This window comes from Methylobacterium sp. Leaf123 (assembly GCF_001423405.1).
Lineage (GTDB): Bacteria > Pseudomonadota > Alphaproteobacteria > Rhizobiales > Beijerinckiaceae > Methylobacterium.
The window spans coordinates 176,277-193,168 of the sequence record NZ_LMNS01000023.1 but is presented as its reverse complement, the minus strand read 5'-3'; the positions used below and the strand labels follow the sequence as shown (position 1 = coordinate 193,168).

The 16,892-nt window shown below is 69.6% G+C and carries 12 protein-coding genes; 5 read left to right on the top strand and 7 right to left on the bottom strand.

The annotated features are described in order from the left end of the window. Positions 1–73: 73 nt before the first annotated feature. Positions 74–778: a Crp/Fnr family transcriptional regulator gene (locus ASF53_RS14630; protein WP_056199598.1), complete on the bottom strand. Its 705-nt coding sequence runs from the start codon at positions 776–778 to the stop codon at positions 74–76. Positions 779–1,156: 378 nt separating this feature from the next. On the opposite strand from ASF53_RS14630, the gene ASF53_RS25775 reads away from it, so the two are divergent. The 3 genes from ASF53_RS25775 (at position 1,157) to ASF53_RS14615 (ending at position 5,114) form a co-directional block, all read left to right on the top strand. Continuing rightward, on the top strand, positions 1,157–1,408 hold the full coding sequence (locus tag ASF53_RS25775; RefSeq protein ID WP_156635551.1) for a hypothetical protein: 252 nt from the start codon (positions 1,157–1,159) through the stop codon (positions 1,406–1,408). Between the two features lie 169 nt (positions 1,409–1,577). Further along, positions 1,578–4,283 carry a DUF2339 domain-containing protein gene (locus tag ASF53_RS14620; RefSeq protein ID WP_056199594.1) on the top strand — a complete coding sequence of 902 codons (2,706 nt, stop codon included), beginning with the start codon at positions 1,578–1,580 and terminating at the stop codon, positions 4,281–4,283. 441 nt (positions 4,284–4,724) lie between these two features. Next, positions 4,725–5,114, top strand: a complete 390-nt coding sequence (locus tag ASF53_RS14615; RefSeq protein WP_056199591.1) for a hypothetical protein — start codon at positions 4,725–4,727, stop codon at positions 5,112–5,114. 37 nt (positions 5,115–5,151) lie between these two features. Here the strand turns inward: ASF53_RS14615 and ASF53_RS14610 are convergent, their stop codons facing one another. Both ASF53_RS14610 and ASF53_RS14605 read right to left on the bottom strand, forming a co-directional pair. Further along, positions 5,152–6,453 (bottom strand): MFS transporter, encoded by a 1,302-nt coding sequence (locus ASF53_RS14610; protein ID WP_056199588.1) that lies wholly within the window; start codon positions 6,451–6,453, stop codon positions 5,152–5,154. Between the two features lie 89 nt (positions 6,454–6,542). Beyond that, positions 6,543–7,718, bottom strand: coding sequence for a pyridoxal-phosphate-dependent aminotransferase family protein (locus ASF53_RS14605; RefSeq protein WP_056199585.1), 1,176 nt, complete (start codon positions 7,716–7,718; stop codon positions 6,543–6,545). Between the two features lie 163 nt (positions 7,719–7,881). Between ASF53_RS14605 and ASF53_RS14600 the strand changes: the two genes are divergently transcribed. After that, positions 7,882–8,661 (top strand): GntR family transcriptional regulator, encoded by a 780-nt coding sequence (locus ASF53_RS14600; protein WP_056199581.1) that lies wholly within the window; start codon positions 7,882–7,884, stop codon positions 8,659–8,661. Between the two features lie 55 nt (positions 8,662–8,716). Next, positions 8,717–9,493 (top strand): hydroxypyruvate isomerase, encoded by a 777-nt coding sequence (gene hyi / locus ASF53_RS14595; protein WP_056199578.1) that lies wholly within the window; start codon positions 8,717–8,719, stop codon positions 9,491–9,493. Between the two features lie 113 nt (positions 9,494–9,606). Here hyi and ASF53_RS14590 read toward each other — a convergent pair whose 3' ends face one another. From ASF53_RS14590 to ASF53_RS14575, 4 genes are all read right to left on the bottom strand, one after another. Continuing rightward, positions 9,607–10,479: an SDR family oxidoreductase gene (locus ASF53_RS14590; RefSeq protein ID WP_056199574.1), complete on the bottom strand. Its 873-nt coding sequence runs from the start codon at positions 10,477–10,479 to the stop codon at positions 9,607–9,609. A 77-nt stretch (positions 10,480–10,556) separates the two neighbouring features. Next, the gene (locus tag ASF53_RS14585; RefSeq protein ID WP_056199571.1) at positions 10,557–13,529 is read right to left on the bottom strand and encodes an FAD-binding and (Fe-S)-binding domain-containing protein; all 2,973 of its coding nucleotides are present in this window, start codon (positions 13,527–13,529) and stop codon (positions 10,557–10,559) included. 173 nt (positions 13,530–13,702) lie between these two features. After that, a complete protein-coding gene (locus ASF53_RS14580) occupies positions 13,703–15,076 on the bottom strand; it encodes a polyhydroxyalkanoate depolymerase (protein WP_056199567.1) in 1,374 nt (457 codons plus the stop codon). A 293-nt stretch (positions 15,077–15,369) separates the two neighbouring features. Then, on the bottom strand, positions 15,370–16,803 hold the full coding sequence (locus ASF53_RS14575) for an NAD-dependent succinate-semialdehyde dehydrogenase (RefSeq protein ID WP_056199565.1): 1,434 nt from the start codon (positions 16,801–16,803) through the stop codon (positions 15,370–15,372). Between the last annotated feature and the right edge of the window lie 89 nt (positions 16,804–16,892).

Genomic DNA, 16,892 nt, shown 5'->3' with positions numbered 1-16,892 from the left:
GGACCAGTGCCGCGACGGATCTCGGCGACGGAGATTGGGAAATGTGCCCTGAGAAGTGCCCGTCTCGGGGAGGTTAGGCGTCTTCCCGCAGTGCCTCCTGCACCCGAGCCTCCAACAGGTCGGGGCGGCGGATGACGAGGGCGCCGCGGGTGCGGTCGATCAGGCCTTCGCCCGCCATCACCGTGAATTCGCGGGTCACCTGCTCCCGGCGGCAGCCGATGCGGGCGGCCAGCACGTGGTGGTAGGGCGGCGGCGTCACCACCCGTTCGCCCACGGAATCACTCCCCTGCCCGGCCCGCGGCACGGAGAGGCGCAGCAGCTCGGCGTAGAGCCGGTGGCGCAGATCGAGCAGCGCGTGCTCCATCAGCCGCGTGTTCAGCTCGCGCACGCGCTTGGCGAGCAGGCGGAACAGCCGGTCGGCGATGACCTCGGAGGCGAAGACGATCTGGCGGAAGACGGGGGCGGGCACCACGCAGACCTCGCCCCGGGTCAGCGCCGTGACGTTGGCCGAGCGGCCGATGCCATCCAGCGCCGCCAGCTCGCCGAAGAAGGCGCCCACGCGCATCTCGCCGAGGATCACTTCCTTGCCGGATTGTGACCGGTTGAGGATCCGCACTTCCCCCATGGCGAGGAAATACACGTCGGTGGAGATGTCGTCGTAATCGACGAGCGTCTCATTCTCGTCGAAGCGCCGCCAATGGCAGCGCGTCTCGAATGGGGAAAGATCGACACCCGGTTCCTTGAAGAACGGGATGCTCGCCAACCGGCCTGTCGCCACGCCTCTTGTACCTTAGTCTACGCGCGTAGACTGAATGGTGAGGCTCCGGCCGGGGCGGGTCAAGTCGCCGGGCGCGGTAGCCGGACGATTGACGTGGACGGCGTGGACGCCCGGCCAGCTCCGCTGCCGCCTGAGGGCAGGCCCGACGCCCCGAACGCGTCGCCCCGGCGGGGCGATTCGCGTGGCTGTCAGGTGCCAAAAGACCGGACCGAGAAGCACTTAGCCGAAGAACGGCGGGGGACTCTGTAGTCGGCTTCCATGAACTTGGCCGTCGTGCAACAGGTTTTTTGTACTTCAAGTAATCATTTTCTGCGTGATTTCAGGGGTCATTAACCGTAAAGTTTGTGGGCGGATCAGAAGCAATCGCGGAGTTAACCGATGTTGGCAGGTTACCGTGACTTATTTCTGCAGGACGCTTTCAAAGTAGGACTGATTTCATCCTCGGGGAGCCGCAATGATATTGGATGCCTCATTTGGGACGAGACACCCGATGGTGTCGATGTCGAGGTCGGTCCAGATGTCATCGTTCCTGATTCTGTGCGCTTATCCATCGACTGCCTGAAGATCGATTGTCGTTGCGCCGTCGTCGAACGCGAGGGCTGCCGTCTTCACCTCGCCTTCGTCCGCTGAGGCGCCGCTGCTACGGCGTCCGTTGCGGGCGCCGGAACCGCCAAGCATTTGCAAGACCGCGCGATCTGTAGGAATCGTGACACCACGATGTCACGAGCGTGTGAGCACCCGCACCCGTAAGGGCCGGAAACGAGGCTAGCTTCGCCGCTCCCGAAGCGGACGGCCGGCCATGGACGATAGTTTTTTCCTGAGTGCGGCACTGATCGTGCTGGCGCTCGTGCTGTCCGGTCCGGCGGGCCTGCTGCTGGCGCTGCGGCAGCGGAATCATATCCGCGTGCTCGAGCGGCGCCTCGCTCTGGTGGAGGCGCGTCCGGTCGCCGGCTCCGGGCCGATCGCGGCCCCGATCCCTGCGCCGGAGCCGGTTCGCCCGGAACCGCCACCGGAAGCGGTGCAGCCCGTTCCCTCGCCTCCTCCCTCGCCTGTCCCGCCATCCGCGCCGCCGCCGCGCGGTGCCGTTCCGGCGGTGGCACGGGAGCGGCCGATTTCGGCCCCCGCCCCCTCCATCGAGGAGCGCTTCGGCACCCGCTGGACCGTCTGGGTCGGCGGCCTCGCCCTTGCCTTCGGCGCGGTGCTGCTCGTTCGCTACTCGGCCGAGCGCGGCCTGTTCGGACCGGGCATGCGCATCGCGAGTGCCCTCGCCCTCGCCTTCGGTCTCGTCGGGTTCGGAGAGTTTCTGAGACGGCGCCTGCGCGGGTCGGAGCCGGTGCCTCCGGTCTGGCCCGATGTGCCGGCCATGGTCACCGCCGCCGGCACGGTCGGCCTGTTCGGTGCGGTCTACGCCGCGCACGCCCTCTATGGTTTCATCGGGCCGGGTCTGGCCTTCGCCGGATTGGCGGCGACGGGCCTCGCCGCCATGGTCGCCGCCCTTCTGCATGGGCCGGCTCTGGCGGGGATCGGCCTCGTCGGGGCGCTCGCCACGCCGCTTCTCGTCGGGGGCGGGGGGGCAAGCCTGTGGCCGCTCGCCCTCTATCTGCCCGTAGTGGCCGGCAGCGCCTACGCCTTCGCCTGGCTGAAGGGCTGGCGCGCCCTCGCGGTGGCGGGCAGCGTCGGCGCGGCGGCCTGGGCCCTGTTCCTTACCCTCCTGCCCGGTGAGAATGCCGCCGTACAGGTCCACCTCGTGCTGCAGCAGGCGCTGGCGATCCTCGTCTTCGCCGTCCTGCCGGGGCGCGGCATACCGGACGCGGAGGCGCGCCTCGAGCGTTTCGCCGCGCTCGCCCTCGCGGCGGCGGGAGGCTTGGCGCTGGCGGTGCTCGGCCTGACGTCGCATGCGGGCGGCGGCCTGGCTTGGCCGGCCGCTGCCTTGGCGGCGATCGTGCTGCCCGCGCTGGCGGGGTTCGTCGCCGCGCCCGCCGCCATAGGGGGAGTCGTCGCGGCCCTGACGCTCGTCGGCGCCCTCGTGCTCTGGCCGGAGGCGGCCGATCCCTCAAACGCCCCCTTCTTCCTCCTCTGGAGAGGCACGGACCATCCCGGGCTGCTGCTGGCGCTGGCTTTGGCCGGATCGCTCGCGGTCGCGGGTCTCGGCACGCTGCGGCTCCTGGGCGGCAGCCGCCTGCCCTACGCCACCGCGCTGGCCTTTGCGGCGGGCGCGGCGGTGGCGCCCCTCGCGGCGCTCGCCCTGGCCTATCTGCGCATCGCGGGCGGCGCCGTGGCGCCGGACTTCGCCGCCGCCGCGGGGGGGCTGGCCGCCGGATTCTGCGGTCTCGCCGTCCTGTGCCGACTGCAGGGCGACGCGACCCCCTCCCCGGCCCTCATGCTTGGGCTCGGCGCCTTCGCCGCGGCGGCAGTGGCGAGCCTGTGCCTCGGCCTCGTCTTCGCCCTCGCGGGCGGCTCGCTGACGCCGGCTCTCGCCGGGACGGCGCTCGCCACGGGCCTGATCGCCCGGCGCCTCGACATCCCGGCCCTGCGCTGGTGCGTGGCCGGTCTGGCCGTCATCGTCGCCGCGCGGCTCGCCTGGGACCCGGCGCTGATCCAGGGCGGCCTGTCGGACCGGCTCATCCTCAATGGGCTCGTGACCGCCTACGGCCTGCCGGCCCTGTGCTTCGGCCTCGCGGCCTGGGCGATCCGCCGACCGGACCGCCCGGCGGACATCCCGGAGCAGGTGGCCCAAGCCTTGAGCCTTTTGCTTTCGGGCCTGTTCGTCTTCCTGGAGATCCGCCACGCGCTCCACGGCGGCACCCTGTCCGATCCGGGCACGAGCGTGCTGGAACAAGGTCTGACGACGCTTACCTCTCTCGGCTTCTCCCTGGTGCTGGTGCGGTTCTCCGGTCCCTCGGCCTCGCCGGTGATCCGCTTTGCTGGCCTCGCCTTCGCCTGCCTCGCCTTGTTCCAGGGCGCGCTCGGCCTCGGGCTGGCCGCCAACCCGCTCCTGACCGACGAGCCGGTCACGGGCGGGCTCATCCTGAACGACGCCGTGCTCGCCTACGCCCTGCCGGCGGCGGCGGCCTTCGCCCTGGCGCGGGCGGCGCGGGGCGTGCGGCCCGTCTGGTTCGTGCGCATGGCCGGCGGTCTCGGGCTGGCCCTGAGCTTCCTCGCTCTGTGCCTTGCCGTGCGCCACGGCTTCCAGGGTGAGCGGCTCGGGCTCGACCGCGAGACGGGGCAGGCGGAGTGGTACACCTACTCGGCGGTCTGGCTCGGCCTGGGCCTCGTCGCCCTCGGCTACGGCATCCTGCGCGGGTCGGCGACCGCGCGGCTGGCCTCCGCCGTGCTGGTGGGGCTGGCGACGCTCAAGGTGTTCCTGTTCGACCTCTCGGGCCTGGAAGGACCGCTGCGGGCGCTGTCCTTCCTCGGGCTCGGCGGCTGCCTGATCGGCATCGGTCTCGTCTACCAGCGCTTCGTCTTCGCGCCCGACCCCCGGCCGGTCGCACCGGATGCGTGAGACGGTCCCGTTCCGGCACGTCGCCGGTTTCCGGCATTGACCGTCGGCTAACCGGTCGCGGTCATTCTAAGGGGGAGCCACGTTGCGTATCGGCTCGGTCGTGCGAACGACACCCCCCGTCGTCCCGAGTGGACGGCGGGGACGCCCGCACCGTCCCGCGCGAGGGTCGGACGCGAGCCCGGCTCGACGCAGCGGTGATGCGATACCGCCGCCCCACTACGAACATAGCGCCGAAAGTCGTGAGCCGAGCCAATCCGCCGGTGACAATCCGTCATTTCGAGAATGGCCGCGTGTCGCACGCCGACGAGCCCCCGCGCGCTTTCGGCCGCGTCTCAGGGCTTGGCAGCGCCTGCCCCTGATCCTTTAAAGGGGCCCGGTCCCTTGTCCCTTCGTCTCGGCAGGGTCATGGGTTCGGAACCGAGGATACGGGACAGAGAACGCATGGCGAAGCCGGGGGACGAAGACGAGCAGGCCATCGACCGCCTGACCCTGTACATGCTCAAGGAGACCTATTGCGCCGCCGCGGGCGCCCTGATGCGGATGAGCCCGCAGGCGGCCGGGGCCCTGTTCGAGGCCTTCGAGCGGCAGATTGCCGACGCGCTCCAGCGCATGCACGCCCACCGCTCGGAGGGGCCGGATTCGACCGCGATCGCCCTGGCGGTCGGCGACCGGATCGCCGACATCCTCGATCAGGCCCATCGCCGCCAGTTCGAGCCGGTGACCGCGCCGGGACTCGAGGATCGCAGCCTCAAGGCGGTCCGGGAGACGGGCATCTCGAACGAGGCGGTCGAGATGCTGGCGGACCTTCAGCGCCGCTTCCCCTTGCCCTGACCCGTCGCCGCGGGGAGTGCGCGGCGACGGGCCGGTTCTACTCCGCCGGCACCACCCGCGGGGCCAGGGGCGCCGGTTCATCCTCGAACGGGCGCTCGGGATGCATGGTGAAGGCGAGGCCCGCGCCCAGAAGCAGCAGGCCGACCGACCCGGCAAACGGCAGGATCCAGTTGCCGGTGAGATCCACGATCAGGCCGAAGGTGAGCGGCGAGACGATCGCGGCAAAGGCCGAGCCGAAATTCATCAGCCCGCTCGCGGTGCCGGCATATTGCGGGGCGATGTCCATCGGCACCGACCAGATCGGGCCGATCACCAGTTCGAGGAAGAAGAACCCACCGCTCAAGAGCAGCGCCACCAGGGTCAGCTCCTTGGTGAAGAACACCCCCGCGAGGCAGGCGGCGGCGCCCAGCATGCCGAGGCAGATCACGTTGCGGCGTGCCTTCTGCAGGTCGCCGGTCTTCTTCAGGATGCGGTCCGAGATCACGCCGCCGAGCGTGTCGCCGACCACGCCCGCGAAGAACACGCCCGAGGCGAACAAGGCCGAGTTCTTGATGTCGAGGCCGTAGCCGTCCTTGAAGAAGGAGGGCAGCCAGTTGAGGTAGAGCCACAGCGACCAGCCGTAGCAGAAATAGGTCAGCGTGACCGGCGCCATCCGCGGGATCAGCCGGCGCCACGGCACCGGCGGTTTGGCGGCCGGCTTGGCGGTCCGGTCATGGATCGCCAGCCGCTCCAGATCCGCGTTCGTGATGGCTTTATGCGCGCGCGGATCGTCCCGGTAGTAGAACACCCAGACCAGCACCCAGGCGAAGCTGACGATGCCGAGCACGACGAAGGCGCCGCGCCAGCCGACATAGGCCATCATCAGCACGACCAGCGGCGGCGTAATCGCGTTGCCGAAGCGGGCGAACGAGTGGGTGATGCCCTGCGCGAAGCCGCGCTGGTCCTTGGCGACCCAGGACTGCATCGCCCGCGTGGCGGTGGGGAAGGTGGCGCCCTCGCCGAAACCCAGGGCGAAGCGGGCCAGGAACAGCGAGACCACGCCGCCGACAAAGCCGGTCGCCACCGTCGCCGCCGCCCAGATCAGGCCGCAGATGAACAGGGTGCGCCGCGCCCCCCACTTGTCGGCCATCGCGCCGCCGATGATCTGGAACACCGCGTAGGGGTAGGCGAAGGCCGAGAAAATGAGGCCGAGTTCGGTGTTGCTGAGGCCGAGCTCACCCTTGATCGCCGGGCCGGCGGTGCCGACGTTGACCCGGTCGACATAGGTGATGAAGTACATCAGGCAGAGCAGGAACAGCACCATGCCCGGCGCCGTCACGCGGCGTGGGATCGTGATCATCGGGGCTTCCTCCAGTTTTTATGAGTCATCGCCCCGGGCCCCGCATCTGACGCGCGGCTTGGCCCGAGACGCGGGCGTTCGGGAAACGATCAGCCGTCGAGGCCGGAGCGCAGGCTCGCCATGGCGGCGAGCACGCCGCCCGGCCGATGCGGCACGCCGGCGGCCGCCAAGCCCATCTCGACGCCGGACAGGGCGCCCATCAGGGTCAGGTCGTTGGTCTCGCCGAGATGGCCGATGCGGAAGATTTTATCAGTGAGCTTCGACAGCCCGGCGCCGAGGGACATGTCGAACTTTTCGAGCACTAGGGCGCGGAAGGCGTCCGCCCCCTTGCCATCGGGCATCATCACTGCGGTGAGCACCGGCGAGTGCTCGTCCGGGTTCTGGCACAGCACTTCGAGCCCCCAGGCCTCGACCGCGGCGCGGGTCGCGGCGGCGAGCCGCTGGTGGCGGGCGAAGACGTTGTCGAGCCCTTCTTCGAGCAGGATCGCAACCGCCTCGCGCAGGCCGTAGAGCAGGTTGGTGGCCGGCGTGTAGGGGAAGTAGCCGTTGGCGTTGGGCTTCAGCATCTCCTCCCAATCCCAGTAGGAGCGGGGGAGGTTGTTGGACTTTCCGGCCGCCCGCGCCTTCTCCGAGATCGCGGTGAAGCCGAGGCCCGGCGGCAGCATCAGGCCCTTCTGCGAGCCGCTGACGGTGACATCGACGCCCCACTCGTCGTGGCGGACATCGACCGAACCGAGCGAGGAGATCGTATCGACCAGCAGCAGCGCCGGGTGGCCGGCGGCGTCGATCGCTTTGCGGATGGCGGGGATGCGGTTCGTGACGCCGGTGGAGGTCTCGTTGTGGACCACCATCACGGCTTTGAAGGAATGGCTGCGATCCTCGGCGAGCTTCGCCTCGACCAGGGCCGGATCGACGCCCTGGCGCCAATCGCCTGGCACGAACTCGACCTCGATGCCCCACCGCGCCGCCATCTGCCGCCACAGGGTGGCGAAGTGGCCGGTCTCGAACATCAGCACCCGGTCGCCCGACGAGAGCGTGTTGACGATCGCCGCCTCCCAGGCCCCCGTGCCGGAGCCGGGATAAATCACGACCGGTCCCTTGGTGCGGAAGATCGTGCGGCAGCCCTCCAGCACCTCGCGGCCGAGCACGCCGAATTCCGGCCCGCGATGGTCGATCACCTGCCGGTCCATCGCGCGCAGCACCCGCTCCGGCACCGGACTCGGCCCCGGAATGTGCAGGAAATGTCGTCCGGTGCGGCGCGTCATGGTCCCTCCCGTTCAGGCCTGTGCCGGGCGCTTTACGTCGGGCCCGGTCGTTTCATCCCTTAGGTTTGCATTCATTTTTGGCCGAGACAAGAAGTATCATGCCTACATTCCTCCCATCGACGGCGGTTGAGCCCGCTGCTACCAATCCGGCATGACTTCCGCCATGACACGCGCCGAACGCGAATCGGAGGGCGCGGACGGCCCGATCCCCCTCCCCGCCCGGCTCCCGGTTGAACTCCCGGCCAAGCCTCGGGAAAACCTCGTGCATTCCCTCCACGACGAGGTGCTGACGCGGCTGCGCGAGTTCATCGTCGAGGGCAATCTCGCGCCGGGTGCCCGTGTCCCCGAGCGGCTCCTGTGCGAACGCTTCGGCATCTCGCGCACGCCCTTGCGGGAGGCGCTGAAGGTGCTGGCTTCGGAGGGGCTGATCGATCTGCTGCCGAACCGCGGCGCACGGGTGCGCCGGATCGGCGAGCAGGAGATCGTCGAGCTGTTCGACGTGATGGGCGGGCTGGAGGCCCTGGCCGGGCGGCTTGCCTGCGAGCGCATCACGGACGAGGCCTATGCCGCGATCGAGCGGCTCCACCATGAGATGTACGGCCACTATCTGCGGCGCGACCTGCACGGCTACTTCGCCTGCAACCAGGCGATCCACGACCGGATCGTAGCGGCGGCCGGCAACGGGCCGTTGAGCGCCACCTATGCCGGCTTTGCGGGACGTCTGCGGCGGGCGCGCTACTCGGCCAATCTCGACGCCAACCGCGACCGCTGGGGCGAGGCGATGCGCGAGCACGAGGAAATCCTCGACGCCCTGCGCCGCCGGGCCGGTGCGGAACTCAGCGACATCCTGTTCCGCCACCTGCGCAACAAGCGGAAGGCCGCCGCCGACCGGGAGGCCGCGCAGCTCGTCCCCGGCGAGCCGTCCCCAGCCGACCGCGATTAAAGCGGACAAAACCCATCATTTTTGAATGCATTTTGCGCGACCAGACGGCCCGGATATGCCCCGCTTCGCTGCCAATCTGAGCCTGCTGTTCACCGAGATGCCGCTGCTCGACCGGTTCGCGGCGGCCCGCGCGGCCGGGTTCGAAGCGGTGGAGATGCAGTTTCCCTATGCCGAGACGAAGCAGGCGCTGGCACACCGCCTCGCGGAGACGGGCCTGCCGCTCGTGCTGCACAACCTGCCGCCGGGCGACTGGGCGGCGGGCGAGCGCGGCATCGCCCTCCTGCCCGACCGGGTTCCTGAGTTTCGTGACGGCGTCGCGCGGGCGATCGACTATGCCGGAGCGCTCGGATGCCGGCAGATCAACTGCCTTGCCGGCCTCGCACCGGCGAGCAACGAGCGGACGCGGCTTCGGGCGACGCTGACCGACAACCTCGCCTACGCCGCCGACGCATTGGAAAGAGCGGGCATCCGCCTGCTGATCGAGCCGATCAACGACCGCGACATACCGGGCTTCTTCCTGAACCGCCTCGCCGATGCTGCGGCTGTGATCGAGGCTGTCGGCTCCGAAAACCTCTTCATCCAGGCCGACCTCTACCACATGGCGATGATGGGCGAGGATCTGGCCACGGAACTCACGGCCCACCGCGCCCGCATCGCCCACGTCCAGATCGCGGACGCCCCCGGCCGCCACGAGCCCGGCACCGGCCGCATCGATTTCTCCGCCGCGTTCGCGACCCTCGACGCCGCGGGCTATGACGGCTTCATCGGCTGCGAATACCTGCCCGCAGCCAGCACAGAGGCGGGCCTCGGCTGGATGTCAGCCTACCGATAGTCCCGAGATCCCAAAGGGATTATCCCTTTGGCGGGGTGCCGGGGCAGCGCCCCGGCCTCCTTCCAGGGCTCTGCCCTGGACCCGCGAAAGGACTCGTCCTTTCGAAACCTCGTTTAGAAGATCGGCATGCCACCTGCGACGGTGATGAGGGCGCCGGAGGTGTAGCTGCTCTCTTCGGCCGCCAGCATCACGTAGGCCGAGGCGAGTTCCGCCGGCTGGCCGGGGCGGTTGAACGGCACTTGGCTGCCGAAGGTCTTCACCGCATCCTCGCTCATCCCGGCGGGGATGAACGGGGTCCAGATCGGGCCCGGCAGCACGCCATTCACGCGGATGCCCTTCTCGGCGAGCAGTTGGGCGAGGCCGAGCACCATGTTGCTGAGCGCGCCCTTGGTGGCGCTGTAGGCGAACAGGGTCGGCACCGGGTGCTTGGAATTGACCGAGGAGGTGAAGATCACCGAGGCGCCGGGCTTGAGATGCGCCAGCGCCGCCTTGGTGACGTAGAACGGGCCGAAGATGTTGGTCTGGAAGTGCTTCTCGAACAGCGCGTCGTCGATGTCTTCGACGCCCTGGTTCGGCTGCTGGAAGGCGGCGTTGTTCACAAGGATATCGAGCCGGCCGAATTCCTTGGCCGTGCGCGCGACGATCTCGCGGGCGTAGGCGGCGTCCTTGATGTCGCCTGGCAGCAGCAGGGCGCGCCGGCCCGCCTTCTCGATCCAGGTGCCGACGGCCTCCGCATCCTTCTGCTCGTCGGGCAGGTACGAGATCGCGACATCCGCGCCCTCGCGGGCATAGGCGATGGCAACCGCCCGGCCGATGCCGCTGTCACCGCCCGTCACCAGGGCCGCCTTGCCGGTGAGCTTGCCGGAGCCCTTGTAGCTCTCCTCGCCGTGGTCCGGCTCGGGCGCCATCTGGTCGGTCTTGCCGGGAAAGCTCTGCGGCTTCGTCTCGAAGGGCGGGCGCGGGTATTGGGTCAGCGGATCGGTCATCACGGCTCCTGTTCGGGGATTGCCGCGACAACCGGATGCGCGGGCCTCCGTTCCGCAGCGGCGACCCTGAGCCGCGGTCAGCCCGCCGGCAGGAGGGCCGCATCGAGCACGCGGGCGACGTGGATCGCGTCGCGGCCGAGACCGTCATGGATCTGGTGGCGGCAGCTCGTGCCGTCGGCGACCACGAGGTCGTCGGCCGACGCTTTTCGCAGCGCCGGGAACAGCGACAGCTCGGCCATGGCGAAGGAGACGTCGATCGTATCTTTGCCGTAGCCGAAGGCGCCGGCCATGCCGCAGCAGCTCGATTCGATGACGCGCACATCGAGCCCCGGCACCGCCCGCAGCACCGTCTCCACCGGCGCAAATGCCCCGAAGCTCTTCTGGTGGCAATGGCCGTGCAGGTGGGCGACCCGGCCGCCCTGGTCGGCGAGCGGGAGGCTGACGCGGCCCGCAGCGAGATCGGCGGCGAGCAGTTCCTCGAACAGGAAGGCTTGGCCGGCGAGTTCACTCGCCTCCGCGCGCGGCAGCAACGACAGGAATTCGTCGCGGAAGGTGAGGAGGCAGGAGGGCTCCAGGCCGACCACGCGGGCGCCGGCCCGGACGAAGGGCAGGAGTGTGTCGAGGGTGCGCCGGGCTTCCTCCCGCGCCCGGTCGGTCTGGCCGGAGGCGAGATAGGTGCGGCCGCAGCAGAGCGGGCGGCGGCCCTCATGCGCGACGACGCGGTGCAGGCGGTAGCCGGCCGCCCGCAGCACCCGCTCGGCAGCTTCCAGGTTCTCGCGCTCGAAGGCGCGGTTGAAGGTGTCGCCGAACAGGATGAGGTCGCGGTGGTCGTCCGCCACGTCTTGCGGGTGGGCGGCCTCGCCGGTCTCCCGCCAGGGCCGGCGCCATTCGGGCAGCGAGCGGCGGGCGGAGAAGCCGGTCCAGGCCTCACCGAACCGGGCGAGCGTAGGGTAGCGGTTGCGCAGGTTGAGCAGGGGCGCGAGGGCGGCCGCGACGCCCGCGTAGCGCGGCATCTCGGCGACCAGCCGCTCCTTCAGCGGCAAGCCGTGCCGAGCATGGTAATGGTGCAGGAACTCGACCTTCATCTTGGCCATGTCGACGCCGGTCGGGCATTCCCGGCGGCAGGCCTTGCACGACATGCACAGATCCATCGTGCGCTTCATCTCAGGCGACAGGAACGCGTCCGGCCCGAGCTGGCCCGAGATCGCGAGGCGCAGCGAATTGGCCCGGCCGCGGGTCAGGTGCTGCTCGTCGCGGGTGGCGCGGTAAGAGGGGCACATCGCGCCGCCGGCGAGCTTCCGGCAGGTGCCGTTGTTGTTGCACATCTCGACCGCCGGGCCGAACCCGCCCCAATCCGACCAGTCCAGCGCCGTCTTCTGCGGGGCGCTCACCGCGTAGTCGGGGCCGAAGCGCATCAGCGTGCGGTCGTCCATCTTGAGCGGGCGGACGATCTTGTTGGGGTTCAGGCGGTTGTCGGGGTCGAAGCCGTCCTTCACCGTCTCGAAGGCGCGGGTGAGCTTTGCGCCGAACAAAGGCTCCACGAATTCCGAGCGCGAGATGCCATCGCCGTGCTCGCCCGAATAGGAGCCCTTGTGGCGGCGCACCAGCTCCGCCGTCTCCTCGGCGATGGCGCGCATCTTCCGCACATCGCCACCCTGCTTCATGTCGAGGATCGGGCGCACATGCAGGCAGCCGACGGAGGCGTGGGCGTACCATGTGCCGCGGGTGCCGTGCCGCGTGAACACCTCGGTGACCGCGTCGGTGTAGTCGGCCAAGTGCTCCAGGGGGACGGCGCAATCCTCGATGAAGGAGACGGGTTTGGCGTCGCCCTTCATCGACATCATGATGTTGAGGCAGGCTTCGCGCACCTCCCAGACCGCCTTCTGGCGGTTCGGCTCCACCACCTCGACCACGGCGTCGGGAAAGCCGTGATCGGCCATGCATTGGTCGAGGCGCTTCAGGTCGCGCTTCAGCGCGGCGAGGTCGTCACCCGCGAACTCGGTCAGCAGCAGGCAGTTCGGCTGGCCCCGCGTGATGTCGGCCAGGGTCGTGCGGAACAGCGGGATGTCGGCGCCGAGCACCAGCACGTTGTTGTCGACGAGTTCGACCGCCACGGGGTCGAGGCCGACGATCGCCTTCGTCGTCTCCATCGCCGCGCGGAACGAGGGGAAGTGGCACACGCCCATGGCCCGGTGGGCCGGCAGGCGCGAGAGCTTGAGCGTCACCGCGGTGGTGGCAGCCAGCGTCCCCTCCGAGCCGACGAGGAGATGGGCGAGGTTCGGGCGCTGTTCGATCAACGCATCGAGATTGTAGCCGCCGACCCGCCGCTGCACCTTCGGGTATTTTTCCGCGATTTCGTCGCGATGGGCATCCGCGAGGGCCAGCATGCGTCGGGCCAGATCCTCCGCCCGCGCGCCGCCGGTCACGGCGCTCGCCGCGTTGCCGGTGAGCCCGAAGCCGAAGGCGGCGCCGTCGTGGAACAACGCCTCCAGGGCGAGCACGTTGTCGCTCATCTTGCCGTAGCGGAGCGAGCGGGCGCCGCAGGAATTGTTGCCGGCCATGCCGCCGATGGTGCAGCGGGTCGCGGTGGAGGGCTCGACAGGGAAGAACCAGCCATCCGCCTTCAGCCGGGCGTTGAGGCGCTCCAGCACGTGGCCGGGCTCGACGGTCACGGTGCCCGCTTCCGCGTCGTAGGCGAGCATGCTGTTGAAGTGGCGCGAGCAATCGACCACGAGGCCGGAACCGATCGGCTGGCCGTTCTGCGAGGTGCCCCCGCCGCGCAGGATTACGGGGACGTCGTAATCCGCCGCCACCTTCAGCGTCGCGGCGATGTCGGCGGCACTTTTGGGGAAGACCACGCCCGCCGGCATGATCTGGTAGATCGAGGCATCGGTCGCGTAGCGTCCGCGGGTGAAGGTGTCGAAGCGGGCCTCGCCCTGCAGCACCTCCGCGAGCTTGCGTGGCAATCCGGCCGCGTTGCGGGCGTTCGCCCGCGCGCTGGAGGCCGGTGCCCCGAAAGCCGCGTCGGCCGGTTTCGCGCTCGCGCCCAAGTCGAACCTCCCTCCCCGCGCCGCATCCTGTACGGGCGCATGGCTTTTTGAATGCATAATTCTAGCGCGAGGATGGGTCAAACGCGGCGGGGTCGCAGCGTCCCTTCCACGGCAAAGCGGCCGCCGAGGGGGATCGGCGGCCGCTTCGATGGGCGGATGGTGGAGAGCGCCGGTTACAGGGCGATCCGCGGCGGGATCGCCTCCGGTCGATCCTGCCGACCGAGCATGGGCTTGGTTAGCTCGATGGCGCAGGCCGGTGTGGCACGGTGCGGCTGCATGATCGGGCCGTGCCGCAGGAGGATCGGGCTCGGCTCCGGGGCCGGCACGACCGGGGCCGGACGCAGCGCGGCGGGCCGCAGGCTGCGTTCCATGAAGCTGCGGACGAGCGGCACGATGTCCTGGCGGAAGCGCGAGCCGTTGAAGATGCCGTAATGCCCAGCGCCCGGCTGCATATGGTAGGTCTTGGCCGCCTCGGGCAGGTTCACGGCGAGTTCGAGCGCCGCCTTCGTTTGGCCGAGGCCGGTGATGTCGTCCTTCTCGCCCTCGACCGCCATCAGGTGGCAGCGGCGGATCGCGCCGAGATCGACGGGCTCGCCGCGATGGCGCAGGGTGCCGCGGGGCAGGTCGTGGCTGATGAAGACCCGCTCGATCGTCTCGAGGTAGAACTCGGCGGTCAGGTCCATGACCGCGAGGTACTCGTCGTAGAAGGCCCGGTGGCGGGCGGCCGAGTCGCCGTCGCCGCGCACGAGATGGTCGAACATCGCGTGGTGGGCGTCCCGGTGGCGCTCGAGGTTCATCCCCATGAAGCCGGCGAGCTGCAGGAAGCCCGGATAGACCGCGCGGCCCGCTCCCGGATATCCGCCCGGCACCGTGTGGATGCAGTGCCGCTCGAACCACGCAAAGCCCTTCTCCTCGGCCATGATGTTGACGGCGGTGGGGGAGCGGCGGGTATCGACCGGCCCGCCCATCAGCACGGCCGAGCGCGGCACCAGCGGGTGATCCTCCGCTTCCATGCGGGCGATGGCAGCGAGCACCGGCACCGAGGGCTGGCAGACCGCCGCGACGTGGAGATCCGGCCCGAGCGCCGCGAACAGGGCGATGCAGGTATCGATGTAGTCGCCGAGGCCGAACCGGCCGGCGCTCGCCGGCACCTGACGGGCGTCGGACCAATCGGTGATGAAGACCTGATGGCTGGGGAGGAACGCCTCGACCGTGCCGCGCAGCAGCGTGGCGTAGTGGCCCGACATCGGCGCGACGATCAGGAGCTTGGGCTTGGCTTCCAGCTCCGCGGAGGGCTCACCGAAGGCGACGACACGGCAGAACGGGCGCTCCCAAACGATGCGCTCCGGCACGCCGAGCCCGAAGGCCGGCTTGGCATAGACGCGGGTGACACGCTCGAACATCTCGCAGCCCGCTGCCATGGTGCGGCTCTGCGGGGCGTAAGCGAAGGGATTGAACGGGTTCTCGCAGGCAAGCCTGGTGGCTTCCGCCGCCAAGCGCATCGGTGCGAGCATGAAATGGCCGGCCTCGTAAAGAGGATACAGCATGCGAGCGCTTCCCTGGGAGCAGCTCGCTTGAATCAAGCTGTCCTTTTCTTGAGTTCGTGAGGGCTAAAACTCCCGAACCCCAAGGAAAGTTTCGTTTGCTCAAGTGAGGCTGTGGATCATGACAGTCCCACCCCTCCCATCAACGTCGCTGCGCCGGCTCGGCGGACGCTGCGTGCCTCTCCCAAAACGCCCGGCGCGCCGCCTCGCCCGGAGGGAACACGGCGGCGACCGGAGGTTTTGGGAGGCACGCTTAACTGGTGACTTGGCGGTCCGGGTGGCGGGCTCCGGCCCGGTCAGGCGTTGGCCTGCGTCACGAATTTCGTCGTGAGATAGGCCTCGATCGCCTCCGAGCCGCCCTCGCTGCCATAGCCCGAATCCTTCACGCCGCCGAACGGCGTCTCGGGCAGCGCGATGCCGTGGTGGTTGATCGAGATCATGCCGGATTCGACCCCCGCCCCGATCCGGTTCGCCCGGGTGCCGGAGCGGGTATAGGCGTAGGCCGCCAGCCCGTAGGGTAGACGGTTGGCCTCGGTGAGCGCCTCCGCATCATCCGAAAAGCGCCGGATCGCCGCGATCGGGCCGAACGGCTCCTCGTTCATGATCCGGGCCTCCAGCGGCACGTCGGCGAAGACGGTGGGCTCGAAGAAGTGGCCGCGATTGCCGATGCGGCTGCCCCCGGTGAGGAGACGCGCGCCCTTCGCCTCGGCATCGGCCACGAACGCCTCCATCGCCTCGACCCGGCGGCCGTGGACGAGCGGGCCCATCTGCGTCTCGGGATCGAGCCCGTCGCCGACCTTGAGCGCCTTCGAGGCGGCGACGAAGCCATCGACGAAGCGGTCGTACACGCCCTCCTGCACGAGGAAGCGGGTGGGGGCGACGCAGACCTGTCCGGCATTGCGGTACTTGTTGGCGGCCAGCACCCGCACGGCGGTCTCGACATCGGCATCGTCGAACACGATCGCCGGGGCATGGCCCCCGAGTTCCATCGTCGCCCGCTTCATGTGCTGGCCGGCTAGAGCCGCGAGCTGCTTTCCGACCCCGGTCGAGCCGGTGAAGGTGATTTTGCGGATCACCGGGTGCGGAATGAGGTATCCGGATATCTCCGCCGGATCGCCGTAGACCAGGGCGAGCGCGTCGCCGGGCACGCCCGCATCGAGGAAGGCGCGCACCAGTTCGGCGCAGGAGGCCGGGGTGTCCTCCGGCCCCTTGAGGATCACGGGGCAGCCGGTGCAGAGCGCCGCCGAGAGCTTGCGCACCGCTTGGTTGATCGGGAAGTTCCAGGGCGTGAAGGCCGCGACCGGTCCGACCGGCTCGCGGGTGACGATCTGCAGCACGCCCTCGGCGCGGGCGGGGATGACCCGGCCGTAGGCGCGCCGGCCCTCTTCGGCGAACCACTCGATGATGTCGGCGGCCACCCCGGTCTCGACCCGTGATTCGGCGAGGGGCTTGCCCTGCTCGACGGTCATGGTGCGGGCGATATCCTGCGCGCGCTCGCGCATCAGCGCGGCGGCCCGGCGCAGCACCTTGGATCGGTCGAAGGCGGAGACCCGCCGCCACGCGGCAAAGCCCCGCTCGGCCGCCTCCAGCGCCTCGTCGAGATCGGCCCGCGTCGCCACCGCGGCCCGGCCGATCGCCTCGCCCGTGGCCGGGTTGAGAACGGCCAGGGTCTCGCCGCCGCCACCGGGACGCCAGCGGCCGGCGATGTGAAGCGAAACGTCGAGGTCCATGAGCCATCTCCGCGGAAAGGGACGGCCTTTAATATAGGTGCCGCGGCGCCGGGGCATCCGCCACGGATCGCATCCGACGGCCCAAGGCC